We start from the raw sequence: 12,851 nt of genomic DNA on the forward strand, positions 1-12,851 counted from the left end.
ACAAAGGGGTGGGTCAGCGCGGGAAGAGCGAGAGGCGACGGCGGGGGCGGGACGGGCGCAGGGCTCGGCGCAGGTAGACGGTGCCCAGGTCACGACCGAACTTCCGGCCGACCCGCCCCATGCGCCCGGCCTCCTCGAAGCCGAGCTTCTCGTGCAGCCGGATCGAGGCGTCCGCCCCTTGATCGCTGACGACGGCGACCATCTCGCGCAGCCCGCGCTGTTCGCAAGCGTCGATCAGGGCCTGCAGGAGAGCGGAGCCGAGTCCCTTCCCCGCCGCGCCCGGCCCGAGGTAAATGGAGTCCTCCACCGTGTACCGGTAGGCGTTCTTCCCGGCCCACGGCTGCGCGAGGGCATAGCCGAGGATCGCGCCGGAGGGCGACACCGCCACGAGGAAAGGCAGCCCGAGCCGCTCCAGGAGCGCGAACTTGTCTCTCCAGTACGGGATGCTGCTGCGGCGCTCGTCCAGAGTGACGGCCGAGTTGCTGACGAAGTGGTTGTAGATCTCGCGCACGTGCGGGAGATCTACGGCCCTGGCGGGGCGGATCGCGTACGAGAACGTGTCCGGCGCGGCGGCCGGTCGCAGATGACGCGGGAGAACGCGACGACGGTCCCCGGGCTCGAACTGCATGGGCTCAGCTTAGGGGGCCGGGCCCCTCACCCTCCACCCTCCAGTCCACCGGAGCGCCGCCGAGCTCTTCCAGGAGCGCGTTCGCGCGGGAGAAGGGGCGGGAGCCGAAGAAGCCGCGGCTGGCGGAGAGCGGGGACGGATGCGCCGAGGCGATCACCGGGGTGTCACCGAGGAGAGGCTGAAGGTTCGCCGCGTCACGCCCCCAGAGGATCGCGACGAGCGGCTGGTCGCGCGCGACGAGGGTGCGGATCGCGAGCTCCGTCACCTGCTCCCACCCCCAGCCGCGGTGGGAGGCCGCGGCTCCGGGGCGGACCGTCAGGACGCGGTTCAGCAGCAGCACGCCCTGATCGCTCCACGCCGTGAGGTCGCCGTGCGGCGCGGGGGACAGCCCGAGGTCCGCTTCGCGCTCCTTGTAGATGTTCACCAGGCTCCGCGGCAAGGGGCGCACGTCGCGGTCGACGGCGAACGACAGCCCGATCGGGTGGCCGGGGGTCGGGTAGGGGTCCTGACCCGTGATGAGCACCCGGACATCGGCGAGCGGTCGCTGGAAGGCCCGCAGCACGTTCGGTCCCGCGGGAAGGTACCCGTGACCCGCGGCCTGCTCGGCGCGCAGCCGCTCCCCGAGCGCCGTGATGGTGTCCTGCACCGGGGCCAGCGCCTCCGCCCACCCCGCGTCGATCAGTCCCTCTTCCGCGAGCTCGGCGAGGGTGCGTCCTCCGGTCACTCGACGGGCCGGACCCGCAGCGGTCCCCGCGCGAGCAGGTGCTGCGCCGACTGGGCGACCGGCCGCATCGTGATGAGGTCGAGGTTCACGTGAGCGGGGGCCTCCAGGGCATAGGCGATGACGTCCGCCACATCCTCGGCGAGGAGGGGCGCCTCGACGCCCGAGTACACGGCCTCCGCCGCGACGGCGTCGCCCCCGAGCCGGTTCAGCGTGAACTCCTCGGTGTGCACCATGCCCGGAGCGACCTCGGCCACGCGGAGGGGCTCGCCGTTCAGCTCCTGGCGCAGCGCCCGGACGAGCATCGCCTCGGCAGCCTTCGCCGCGTTGTACCCCGCACCACCCGGGTAGGCGGTCTGCGCAGCCGTCGAGGTCACGAAGAGGAGGTCGGCGTGACCGTCCGCGTCCGCGGTGCGGCGCAGCAGCGGCAGCAGCCCCGCCACGAGGCGCTGCGTGGCGAGCACGTTCGCGTCGTACATCCACTGCCAGTCGGCGAGCGCGGCGTCCTCGACGCGGTCGGTCCCCCGCGCGCCGCCGGCGACCTGGACGAGGGCGTGGACCGGGCCCGTGCGCTCCAGCTCTCCGACGAGCGCCGTCACCGCGGCGTCGTCGGTCAGGTCGCAGGCGATGGTCGACGCCCCCGTCTCGGCGGAGAGAGCGGCGAGGCGGTCCGCACGGCGGGCGACGCCGACGACGTCCCACCCCCGCGCCCGCAGCACCCGCACCGTCGCCTGACCGATCCCGGAACTCGCACCTGTCACCACTGCACGTCTGTTGGCCATGTCCTCCACCGTACGATGTCCGCGCGGGTTCCGCCCGTTCCGGACCGCACGCCGTGTTACGTCACATTTCCCGGTCGCTGTTGACACGGCGCGATATTCCGTACTCTCGCTGCAAGGGCACCAGCCCATCCGACCTTCCGACCGTTCCAGGGGGAACACATGTCCGCACCCGAGACCTGGCGTTTCGAGACCAAGCAGATCCACTCGGGCGCCGCCCCCGACCCCGTCACCAAGGCCAGGGCGACGCCGATCTACCAGACCACGTCCTACGTGTTCGACAGCGCCGACCACGCCGCGAACCTCTTCGCGCTCGCCGAGTTCGGCAACATCTACACCCGCATCCAGAACCCGACCCAGGACGTCCTGGAGCAGCGCCTCGCCGCACTCGAAGGGGGCACCGGCGCCCTCGTCCTCTCCAGCGGCCAGGCCGCCTCGACCTTCGCGATCCTCAACATCGCGCAGGCCGGCGACCACTTCGTCGCGTCGAGCTCGATCTACGGCGGCACCTACAACCTGTTCAAGTACACCCTGGCCAAGCTCGGCATCGAGGTCACCTTCGTCGAGAATCAGGACGACCCGGAGGAGTGGCGCCGCGCCGTCCGTCCGAACACGAAGCTCTTCTTCGCGGAGACGATCGGCAACCCGCAGATCAACGTGCTCGACATCCGCACGGTCGCCGACATCGCCCACGAGAACGGCGTCCCGCTGATCGTCGACAACACCATCGCGACGCCGTACCTGATCCGTCCGTTCGAGCACGGCGCCGACATCGTCGTCCACTCGATCACGAAGTTCCTCGGCGGCCACGGCACCACGATCGGCGGCGTCGTGATCGACGGCGGTTCGTTCGCGTGGTCGGAGAACGTCGAGAAGTTCCCCGGGCTCACCGAGCCGGACCCGTCGTACCACGGCGCCAGCTACACGGCCGCGGTCGGCGACCCGCTCGCCTACATCATCAAGGCCCGCGTGCAGCTGCTCCGCGACCTCGGCTCGGCCATCGCCCCGCAGAGCGCGTGGAACCTCATCCAGGGTGTCGAGACGCTGTCGCTGCGCATCGAGCGCCACGTGCAGAACGCCCAGGAGATCGCCGAGTGGCTGGACAGCCGCGACGACGTGGCCGGGGTCAACTACTCCGGCCTTCCCTCCTCGCCCTGGTACGCCACGGCGAACGAGTACGCACCGAAGGGTGTCGGCGCCGTGCTGTCGTTCGAGCTCAAGGGCGGTGTCGAGGCCGGACGGGAGTTCGTCAACAGCCTCTCCCTGTTCAGCCACCTCGCCAACATCGGCGACGTGCGCTCGCTCGTCATCCACCCGGCCTCCACGACGCACGCCCAGCTCACGCCTGAGCAGCAGCTCACCGCGGGTGTGACCCCCGGCCTCGTGCGCCTGTCCGTGGGCCTCGAGAACATCGAGGACCTCAAGGCGGATCTGGACCAGGCGCTCGCCGCCGCGCGTGCCGTCTCGGAGGCCGCGCGCGCCTGACCCGCACGCCCTCCACGAAGGCCCCGGACCGCACGGCTCGGGGCCTTCGTCGTGCCCGTGTCGTAACCTGCGGGCCGAGACCCACCGGCCAGGCGAGAATGGAGACATGGACTGGCAGACGACCTCCGAGGACACGGTGCCGTCGGCACCGGTGACGGAGGCCGACGTCCGGCTGCTCCGTGCCCGCCCGCCGGCCACCGGCGCCTGGCGGGACGGCGATCCCGTCGGCGGCCGCCGCTTCGCCGCGTTCGGCGCCTTCACCGCGGAGAGCGGAGCACAGCTTCCCGGCATCCGCCTCGCCTACGAGAGCTGGGGCGAGTTGAACGCCGCCCGCGACAACGCGGTGCTCGTCCTGCACGCCCTCACCGGCGACAGCCATGTGCGCGGCGAGGCCGGCGCCGGCCACCCGACCGCCGGCTGGTGGGAGGACGTCGTCGGCCCCGGTGCGCCGCTCGACACCGACGAGTGGTTCGTGATCGCGCCGAACATGCTCGGCGGCTGCCAGGGATCGACGGGGCCGGCAAGCATCGCCCCGGACGGCTACGAGTGGGCGTCGCGCTTCCCCTACCTCACCATCCGCGACCAGGTCGCCGCGCAGGTGCGCCTGGCCGACGCGCTCGGCATCGACAGCTGGGCGGCGGTGATCGGCGGCTCGATGGGCGGCATGCATGCGCTCGAGTGGGCCGTGTCGCAGCCCGACCGGGTGCAGCGGCTCGCGGTGCTCTCCTCTCCCCCGGTCACCACCGCCGACCAGATCGCGCTCAACACCGTGCAGCTGGAGACCATCCGCATGGACCCGCGCTACCAGGGCGGCGAGTACTACGACCTCGAGGACGGCGACGGTCCGCATCGCGGCCTCGCCCTCGCCCGCCGCATGGCTCTGCTGAACTACCGCAGCCCGATCGAGCTCAACCAGCGGTTCCAGCGCTCCTGGCAGTCCGACGTGTCGCCGCTCGGCCACGGCGGGCGCTTCGCGGTGGAGTCGTACCTCGACTTCCATGGCAACAAGTTCACGCGGCGCTTCGATGCGAACAGCTACGTCACCCTCGTCGAGGCGATGAACTCGCATGACGTCGGTCGCGGCCGCGGCGGCGTCGAGGAGGCCCTGAAGGCGGTGACCGCGAAGACCCTCGTCCTCGGCATCGACAGCGACCGCCTCTTCCCCGTCGACGGGCAGCAGCGGATCGCGCGGAGCATCGCGAACGTGCTCGACGGCGAAGCGGTGGTGCTCACGAGCGACTTCGGCCACGACGGCTTCCTCATCGAGACCGAGGCCGTCGGCGCGCACCTACGGCGTCTGCTCGACGCCTGAGCCGCGTCACACCGGATCGAACCGCCACGGCAGGGTGTGGGCGTGGAGGGTCCCCTGTGCCCAGCCGAACGCCCGGCCCTCATCGCGCACCTGTGTCTGGAACAGCTCGACAGCCCCGCCGGAGGCCAGCGCCGCATCGACATCGGCGAAGGCGGAGAGTCGGTGCAGTGTGAGCCAAGTCGGCGGGAAGAGTCGCCACTCTCCTGACGCGTGACGGGCGAGAGCCTCGGCGGGTGACACCCAGGCGAGCTCGACGACCTCGTCGGCGGACGGCGACGGTTCGGCGTCCGGCGCGAGGGCGAGGTAGAACCAAGTGCGGATCCGGACCGGCGCCTCCGCCGGCGGCCGCCACTCCGACAGCGGCACCAGATCGCGCGCCGTCAGTCCGACCTCCTCCGCGGTCTCCCTGGCGGCGGCGCGACGCGCGTCGTCGACCTCTGCAGCGCCCGGCTGACGGTCCCCCTGCTCGACCTTCCCGCCGGGGAAGACCCAGGCGTCTGCGAACGAGCCTCGCGACGGACGGCGCAGCAGCAGCACCTGGAAGCCGTCGGCGGCGGGCCGCAGCAGCACGACGGTGCCGGCGAGCGGGAGGTCCTCGTCGGGGGTGGTCACCCCGTCACTCTACGACGCGAGGACCGGCGTCTGCGCGACCCGCCGCGCCTCCACGCGGTAGGACACCAGTGCGATGAGGAGACCGGCCACTGCGAGCACGGCGCCGGTCCACGCCGGCGCCGTGAAGCCCCAGCCGACCGCGATCACGATGCCGCCGAGGAAGGCGCCGAGACTGTTGCCGATGTTCAGGGCGGAGTGGTTCATGGCCGCCGCGATGGACTGGTTGTCGCCGGCCACGTCCATCAGCCGGGTCTGGATCGTCGGGCTCAGCACGGACGAGACGAACCCGACGAGCACGACGACGAGGCTCAGGCTCACGATCCAGAACGAGAGCACCGCGAGGAGAGCGAACACGACCGCCATCGCGGCGAGACCGAGCAGCAGTGTGCGGCGGAGGTCGATGTCGGCGAGGTGACCGCCGACGAGGTTCCCGCCGGTCATGCCGAGCCCCATGAGCACGAGCACGATCGGCACGACCCAGTCCGGCGATCCGGCGACCTCCGTCACGAGCGGGGCGATGTAGCTGTAGACGGCGAAGAACCCGCCGAACCCGATCGCCCCGACGCCGAGCGTGAACCACACCTGACCGATGCGGAACACTCCGAGCTCGGCCCGCATCGTGCGTCCGGGGTTCCCCGGGTGTGCGGGTACGAACAGCGCGATGAAGACGGTGGCGAGCGCGAACACGAGCGCGACGACGGCGAAGGCCGCGCGCCAGCCCCATGCCTGACCGAGGAAGGTACCCAGCGGCACCCCGATGACGTTGGCGACCGTGAGTCCGGTGAGGATGAACGCGACGCCCTTGGCACGGTTGCCCGGTCCCATCACGTCGGCGGCGACGAGCGCACCGATGCCGAAATACGCACCGTGCGGGAGCCCGGCGAGGAAGCGAGACACCCCCACGAGCTCGAACGTCGGCAGCACCACGGTGAGCGCGTTGAACACCGTCAACGCCAGGGCGAGCACGATCATCACCCGGTGCCGCGGATAGCGGGCGACGAAGCCGGCGATGGTCGGGGCGCCGATGACCACGCCGAGCGCGTACAGCGAGATCAGCCAGCCGGCCTGGCTCAGCGCCTCCTCCTGGCTCGACGCCCAGACGGACGGGAGGAGGTCGGCGGCGATGTTCGGCAACAGGCCCATGACGACGAACTCGGTCATGCCGATGCCGAAGCTGCCGATGGCGAGGGAGAGGAGCGCCCACTTCGCCGCACCCCTCGAAGGTGTCGAGGGATTCACCGGTTCAGCTTACCGGTCGTCGGACTCCTCGATCGCCGCCTCCAGGCGCTCGACCTTGGCGTCGAGCTCCCCGGTGTAGCCGGGACGGATGTCCGCCTTGAGGACGAGGGACACCCGCGATCCGTACGGCATGACCGCCTCGGTCGCCCGCTTGACCACGTCCATCACGGTGTCCCAGTCGGGCCCCTCGATCTCGGTGAACATGCTCGTCGTGCGGTGCGGGAGCCCGGAAGCACGGACGACGCGCACCGCGGCGGCCACCGCATCGTGCACGGAGGCATCGCTGCGGTCGGCGCCATCGGCGGGCGTGCCGCTGGGGGCGACGGAGAAGGCGATCAACATGGGTTCACTCCTGGGTTCGGGGACGGCGGACGACGGGGACACGCGCGAGCGCGACGGCGCTCACGACGGCGAGGATGACGAGCAGGACGTTCCGCATCGTGAGCAGCAGGACGGGGGCGGCTTCGGCCCGCAGCAGCCCGTCGTAGCTCAGCGGATACACGAGACAGGTGAGCAGGCACAGCGCGAGCACGAGCGCCGCGGCGGCCCGCGCGCGGCGGCGGTCGAGCACGAGCCACAGGATCACGGGCGCCAGCAGCCAGGTCTGGAACTGCGGCGAGCCGACCTTGTTCAGAGCGATGAGCACCGTCACCAGGAGCAGGGCCAGCGGCGGGAAGAGTCGCGCGAACGACGCGCCGCGGGCGGCCTTGACCCCGCCGGCGAGCGCGACGACGACCACGGCGAGGGCGAGGAGCGGGGTGAGGACCGTGGAGACGACCTCCGCTCCCGGCGCGACGATCTGGAAGGTGAGGATGTCGTAGCTGTACTCGATGCGGGCGGCCCCCGTCACGGCCATCCAGAGGAACGGCGTCGCGGCGACCGCCTCGATCTGGAGCCCCCGGCCGGTCTGTGCGGTGAGGAAGCCGAGGATCTCGGTGTCGGCGCCGAGCAGCAGGAGCGCCACCACCACACCGGCGGTGACCCCCGCGGCGGTCAGGAGCATCCGCAGCCGCGCCCTCCCGGCCACGACCGCCGCGAGGAGGAGCGCACCGGGCCAGATCTTGATCCAGGCGCCGATGGTCAGCAGCGCCGCGGCGATGGTGGGGCGGGTGACCAACCACAGACCGGCGACGACGGCGAGGGGCACGGTCACGGCATCGATCCTGTACAGCGCGATGGGTCCGAGGAGCAGCAGCGCCGCACACCAGAACCACGCGGCTGTCCGACGCGCCCGTACGCGTCCGCGCCCGACGAGGACGGCGAACGCCAGGGCGTCGAGCGCCGTCACCAGCAGTGCCCAGCCGATGAGGTAGGCGCCGGAGACGCCGAGCAGCGGGAGGAACGGTGCGGCGAGCCCGGCGGCGAGCATCATCGGCAGGAGCGCGAGCTGCGGATACACCCAGGACTCCGTGACGCCCACGACCTCCCCGCCGCTCCACGCCGCGGTGGCCCAGGGCTCGTACACGAGCACGACGTCCCCCATGGGCTGGCTCGGGTAGACCCAGCCCAGCCACGCGGTCACGAGGTGGACGAGGAGGAAGGCGATCCACAGGGCGAGCGCGCTCCTCCGGGTCGAGGTCCTCACGACAGGAGGTCCGCGACCGCGCGGGGCAGCGTCTCCGCGACGTCGAGCGCGACGATCGGATGGCCGCTCGCGCCCGCTGTCGCCGCGGCGGCGATGCGGGCGGCGTGCCCGTGCAGCCAGACGGCCGCCGCAGCGGACTCGACGAGCGGGCTGTCCGGATTCGCGGCGATCACGGCGGCGACGATCCCGCCGAGCACGTCGCCCGTGCCCGCCGTCGCGAGCCAGCCCGTTCCCGCCTCGACGGCGATCAGCGTGCCGTCGGGTGCGGCGAGCACGGTGCGCGCGCCCTTGCGCAGCACCACGCCGTCGATCGCGGCGGACACGGCGCGGACATCTGCGAGATCGTCCGAGGCCCCGTCGATGCCGATGCGCTCCCGCAGCCGCGCGAACTCCCGGCCGTGCGGCGTGGCGACGAACGGGGCGCGTGCGGTCGGCGCCAGATCGAGCGCTCCGGCGTCGATGACCACGGGGACGTCGCCGCCGACGATCTCCCGCAGTGCCTGCGCCTCCGTCGCGCTCCGGTCGTCCGGGTCGGTCCCGGAGCCGATCACCCAGGCACCGATCCGCGTGCGTCCGGCATCCGGCCCGCCCACGGTCTCCGGGCGCCGCGAGAGCACCGCCGCGACCGCCGACGGCGCGCCCACGTAGCGGACGAACCCGGCACCGGTGCGCCAGGCGGCTTCGACGCCGAGCACTGCGGCGCCGGGGTAGGCGGCCGATCCCGTGCGCACCCCCACGACGCCCCGCGAATACTTGTCGTCCTCGACGGTCGGAGCGCGGAAGAACCACGCCGCGTCGTTGCGGGACCACTCGCGCACGTCGCTCATGACTCCACGTTAGCCCGACGGCCCTGTCCCGTCCGCGTCGGCGGTACCGTCGAACGGTGAGTCTTCTCTTCTCCCCGCTGACCATCCGGTCCACCACGATCCGCAACCGCCTCTGGGTGTCCCCCATGTGCATGTACAGCGCCGTCGACGGCGTCGCGCAGGAGTGGCACCACACCCACCTCGCGCAGTTCGCTTCGGGGGGCGCCGGACTCATCGTGGCCGAAGCCACGGCCGTCGTGCCGGAGGGGCGCATCTCTCCCCGCGACCTCGGGCTGTGGGACGACGCGCAGCGCGACGCCCTGGCCCCGATCGTCCGGGCGATCCACGACCGAGGGGCGGCAGCGGGCATCCAGCTCGCGCACGCCGGGCGGAAGGCCTCGACCTGGTGGCCGTGGGCGGACGAGCGCGGCACGGTCCCCGCCGCCGAGGGCGGATGGACGACCACCGCACCGTCGGCCGTGGCCTACGAGGGGTTCGCCGCGCCGGTAGCGCTGGACGCGGCGGGCATCGACCGCGTGGTCGACGGGTTCGCCGCCGCGACCCGGCGGGCGCGGGAGGCCGGATTCGACGTCATCGAGATCCACGGCGCCCACGGCTATCTCCTGCACCAGTTCCTGTCGCCGCTGTCCAACCTCCGTGAGGACGAGTACGGCGGCTCGCTGGAGAACCGGGCCCGGCTGCTGCTGCGCGTCGTGGACGCGGTGCGCGAGACGGCTGGCGACGACGTGCCGCTGTTGGTCCGCATCTCGGCGACCGATCATGCCGAGGGCGGGTTCACGCCCGAGGAGGCCGCGACGGTCGGCACCTGGGCGACCGCGCACGGCGCCGACCTCATCGACGTCTCCAGCGGCGGCCTCGTCGCGCACCAGCGCATCAGCGTCTCCCCCGGCTACCAGGTCCCGCTGGCCGAGACCGTCCGCCAGGGCGGGCGGATCCCGGTGTCGGCCGTCGGCCTCATCACCGCGGCCGCGCAGGCCGAACAGGTGCTCGCCGACGGCGCGGCCGACGCGATCTTCGCCGGACGGGAGTGGCTGCGCGACCCGCACTTCGCGCTCCGCGCCGCGCACGAGCTGGGGGCCGAGGTCGCCTGGCCGCCGCAGTACGAGCGGGCGCACTGGCGCTGACGCCCACGACGAAGGCCGCCGGTTCCCGTGGGAGCCGGCGGCCTTCGCGTGTCGCGACGTCAGTGACCGCGGACGCGACGGGTCGCGTCCTGCACCTCGCCGACGAGCTCCTCGAGGATGTCCTCCAGGAACAGCACGGCGGTTGTCTCCCCCCGCGCGTCGCGGACCTTGGCCAGGTGACGGCCCGCACGTCGCATGACGGCGAGAGCGTCCTCCAGGTCGGTGTCCTCCTGCACGGGCACCATGTGATGGATGCGCTTGCCGGGGATCGGCTCGAGCACCTTGGCTTCGGCGTCCGGCCCCTCGGAGGCCCGCAGGATGTCCTTGAGGTGGACGTAGCCGATCGGGACGTCCTCGTCGTCGACGATCACGTAGCGCGAGAACCCGTAGCGGGCCACCGCCTTCTCGATGTCGTCCGGCGTGGTCGTCTGCGGCAGTGTGACCAGGTCGCTCAGCGGCACGGCCACGTCGCGGGCCTTCTTGTCGGTGAACTCCACCGCGGCCGTCACCGTGCCCGCGGTGTCCATGAGCACGCCCTCCCGGCGCGATTGACTGACGATCGTCGCCACCTCATCGAGCGTGAAGGTCGACGCCGCCTCGTTCTTCGGCTCCACCCGGAACAGGCGCAGCACACCGTTCGCCGCCGCGTTCAGCAGCCAGATCACCGGCATGAACAACTTCGACACCCACACCAGCGGCGTCGCCAGGAGCAGCACGGCCCGGTCCGGAATCGAGAACGCGAGGTTCTTCGGCACCATCTCGCCGAACACGACGTGCAGGAACGACACGATGAGCAGCGCGATCGTGAACGACACGACGTCCACCGCACCATCCGACCAGCCCACGGCGTGCAGCGGCACGGCGAGCAGGTGGTGGATGGCGGGCTCGGAGACGTTCAGGATGAGCAGCGAGCAGATCGTGATGCCGAGCTGCGAGGTCGCGAGCATGAGCGTCGCGTGCTCCATGGCGTACAGCGCCGTCTTGGCGGGACGCGAGCCGCGCTCCGCCTTCGGCTCGATCTGCGAGCGCCGCGCGGAGATCACCGCGAACTCGGCGCCGACGAAGAACGCGTTCGCCGCCAGCAGGACGACGAGCCAGGCGAGGCCTCCCCAATCGCTCACAGGGACACCCCCTCGATGATGACGGCATCCGGTCTCGGGACGTAGCGCACCCGATCCACCCGGCGTCCGTCCATGCGGACCACCTGCAGCGTGCCGCTCTCCAGGGGCACCTCGTCGCCGACGACAGGCACCCGCTCCAGAACGCTCATGACGTAGCCGCCGACCGTGTCGTACACATCGCCCTCCGGCACCTCGACGCCCGCGCGGCTGCGCAGCTCGTCCGGGCGCAGCTCGCCGGGGAAGGTCACCCCGTCGCGGTTCCGGATGATCCCGGCCCTCGTCCGGTCGTGCTCGTCGGAGACCTCGCCGACGAGCTCCTCCACGAGGTCCTCCAGGGTCACGATGCCGGCGGTCCCGCCGTACTCGTCGACGACGACCGCGAGCTGGTAACCCCGGCCGCGGAGGTCCGAGATGAGCGCGTCGACATGGGCGGTCTCCGGCACGCGGAGCGGATCGGTCGCGAGAGCGCCGACGGGCACCTCGGCGCGACGCTCCCGCGGCACCGAGATGGCGGCCTTGAGGTGCACGACGCCGGTGATGTCGTCGAGGTCCTCGTCGAACACCGGGAAGCGGCTGTGGCCCGTGCGCCGGGCGAGCTGGATCACGTCGTCCACGGAGTCGCCGGCGGCGATCGCGTGCATGCTCGGGCGCGCCGTCATGACGTCCGCCGCCGTGAGCCGGGAGAAGGTGAGCGTGCGGTCCAGCAGCGTGGCGGTGTCGGCCTCCAGAACTCCGGCGCTCGCCGACCGTCGCACGAGCGACGACAGCTCCTCCGCGCTGCGGGCGCCGGAGAGCTCCTCCTTGGGCTCGATGCCCATGCTGCGCAGCACGCCGTTGGCGCTGCCGTTCAGCACGACCACCGCCGGCTTGAACACCGTCGTGAAGGCGATCTGGAAGGGCACGACGAGCTTGGCCGTGGCCAGGGGCAGCGCCAGCGCGAAGTTCTTCGGGACGAGCTCGCCGAGGATCATCGAGAGCACCGTCGCGACGAACATCGCCACCACGGTCGCGATGGGAGCGACGGCGGCTTCCGGGATGTTCCAGGCGACCAGCGTGGGACGCAGGAGGTTCGACAGCGCCGGCTCCATCGTGTATCCGGTCAGCAGCGTGGTCAGCGTGATGCCGAGCTGTGCAGACGAGAGATGCGTCGACGTGTGCCGGAGAGCGCTGATCGTCAGGGAGAGGCGGGACTCCCCGCGCGCCTGCCGCGCCTCCAGATCCGCGCGGTCGAGGTTCACGAGGGCGAACTCGCTCGCCACGAAGAGGCCGGTGCCGACCGTGAGCAGAAGCCCCACGCCCAACATGATGTAGTCCATCAGATCTTCCTCTCCGGGGAGAGAACGGGACGGTGGGGCGATGTTCGGCAACTGGGAGGGTCGTCCATAGTGCGCTCGATTCTACAGAAGCGGACTGTGGAC

General features: G+C 71.7%; 13 protein-coding genes. 3 read left to right on the forward strand and 10 right to left on the reverse strand.

The annotated features are described in order from the left end of the window. Nucleotides 1–13 precede the first annotated feature (13 nt). From AB0N68_RS13325 to AB0N68_RS13335, 3 genes are read right to left on the reverse strand one after another with little or no spacing between them, the layout of a single operon-like run. Nucleotides 14–628, reverse strand: a complete 615-nt coding sequence (locus AB0N68_RS13325; RefSeq protein WP_280565933.1) for a GNAT family N-acetyltransferase — start codon at nucleotides 626–628, stop codon at nucleotides 14–16. Nucleotides 629–632: 4 nt separating this feature from the next. Beyond that, on the reverse strand, nucleotides 633–1,352 hold the full coding sequence (locus AB0N68_RS13330; protein WP_363332909.1) for a uracil-DNA glycosylase: 720 nt from the start codon (nucleotides 1,350–1,352) through the stop codon (nucleotides 633–635). After that, entirely contained in the window at nucleotides 1,349–2,131 is a 783-nt protein-coding gene (locus AB0N68_RS13335; RefSeq protein ID WP_280565936.1) for an SDR family oxidoreductase, read from the reverse strand. Before AB0N68_RS13335 ends, AB0N68_RS13330 begins: the two co-directional genes overlap by 4 nt. Nucleotides 2,132–2,290: 159 nt before the next feature. Here AB0N68_RS13335 and AB0N68_RS13340 point away from each other — a divergent pair, with 159 nt between their 5' ends. Both AB0N68_RS13340 and metX read left to right on the forward strand, forming a co-directional pair. Next, a complete protein-coding gene (locus AB0N68_RS13340) occupies nucleotides 2,291–3,613 on the forward strand; it encodes a bifunctional o-acetylhomoserine/o-acetylserine sulfhydrylase (RefSeq protein WP_259955127.1) in 1,323 nt (440 codons plus the stop codon). A 106-nt stretch (nucleotides 3,614–3,719) separates the two neighbouring features. Further along, complete coding sequence (gene metX / locus AB0N68_RS13345; RefSeq protein ID WP_280565938.1) at nucleotides 3,720–4,925, forward strand: homoserine O-acetyltransferase MetX; 1,206 nt, start codon at nucleotides 3,720–3,722, stop codon at nucleotides 4,923–4,925. A gap of 6 nt (nucleotides 4,926–4,931) precedes the next feature. Here metX and AB0N68_RS13350 read toward each other — a convergent pair whose 3' ends face one another. The 5 genes from AB0N68_RS13350 to AB0N68_RS13370 are packed head-to-tail and all read right to left on the reverse strand — an operon-like array spanning nucleotide 4,932 to nucleotide 9,188. Continuing rightward, the gene (locus AB0N68_RS13350) at nucleotides 4,932–5,537 is read right to left on the reverse strand and encodes an NUDIX domain-containing protein (protein WP_280565940.1); all 606 of its coding nucleotides are present in this window, start codon (nucleotides 5,535–5,537) and stop codon (nucleotides 4,932–4,934) included. A 9-nt stretch (nucleotides 5,538–5,546) separates the two neighbouring features. Then, nucleotides 5,547–6,776: an MFS transporter gene (locus AB0N68_RS13355; RefSeq protein WP_187663751.1), complete on the reverse strand. Its 1,230-nt coding sequence runs from the start codon at nucleotides 6,774–6,776 to the stop codon at nucleotides 5,547–5,549. Nucleotides 6,777–6,785: 9 nt separating this feature from the next. Next, entirely contained in the window at nucleotides 6,786–7,118 is a 333-nt protein-coding gene (locus AB0N68_RS13360) for a thiamine-binding protein (protein ID WP_187663750.1), read from the reverse strand. Nucleotides 7,119–7,122: 4 nt separating this feature from the next. Then, on the reverse strand, nucleotides 7,123–8,361 hold the full coding sequence (locus AB0N68_RS13365) for a phosphatidylglycerol lysyltransferase domain-containing protein (protein WP_280565942.1): 1,239 nt from the start codon (nucleotides 8,359–8,361) through the stop codon (nucleotides 7,123–7,125). After that, nucleotides 8,358–9,188 (reverse strand): ADP-dependent NAD(P)H-hydrate dehydratase, encoded by an 831-nt coding sequence (locus AB0N68_RS13370; protein WP_313366671.1) that lies wholly within the window; start codon nucleotides 9,186–9,188, stop codon nucleotides 8,358–8,360. Before AB0N68_RS13370 ends, AB0N68_RS13365 begins: the two co-directional genes overlap by 4 nt. A 56-nt stretch (nucleotides 9,189–9,244) precedes the next feature. Between AB0N68_RS13370 and AB0N68_RS13375 the strand changes: the two genes are divergently transcribed. Further along, nucleotides 9,245–10,312: an NADH:flavin oxidoreductase/NADH oxidase gene (locus AB0N68_RS13375; RefSeq protein WP_280569555.1), complete on the forward strand. Its 1,068-nt coding sequence runs from the start codon at nucleotides 9,245–9,247 to the stop codon at nucleotides 10,310–10,312. A 59-nt stretch (nucleotides 10,313–10,371) separates the two neighbouring features. Here the strand turns inward: AB0N68_RS13375 and AB0N68_RS13380 are convergent, their stop codons facing one another. Together AB0N68_RS13380 and AB0N68_RS13385 are read right to left on the reverse strand one after the other, a co-directional pair. Next, nucleotides 10,372–11,433 carry a hemolysin family protein gene (locus AB0N68_RS13380; RefSeq protein WP_280569553.1) on the reverse strand — a complete coding sequence of 354 codons (1,062 nt, stop codon included), beginning with the start codon at nucleotides 11,431–11,433 and terminating at the stop codon, nucleotides 10,372–10,374. Further along, nucleotides 11,430–12,749 carry a hemolysin family protein gene (locus AB0N68_RS13385; protein ID WP_060923227.1) on the reverse strand — a complete coding sequence of 440 codons (1,320 nt, stop codon included), beginning with the start codon at nucleotides 12,747–12,749 and terminating at the stop codon, nucleotides 11,430–11,432. The genes AB0N68_RS13380 and AB0N68_RS13385 overlap by 4 nt, the downstream gene beginning before the upstream one ends. Nucleotides 12,750–12,851 lie beyond the last annotated feature (102 nt).

Source organism: Microbacterium meiriae (assembly GCF_040685015.1).
Classification (GTDB): domain Bacteria; phylum Actinomycetota; class Actinomycetes; order Actinomycetales; family Microbacteriaceae; genus Microbacterium; species Microbacterium meiriae.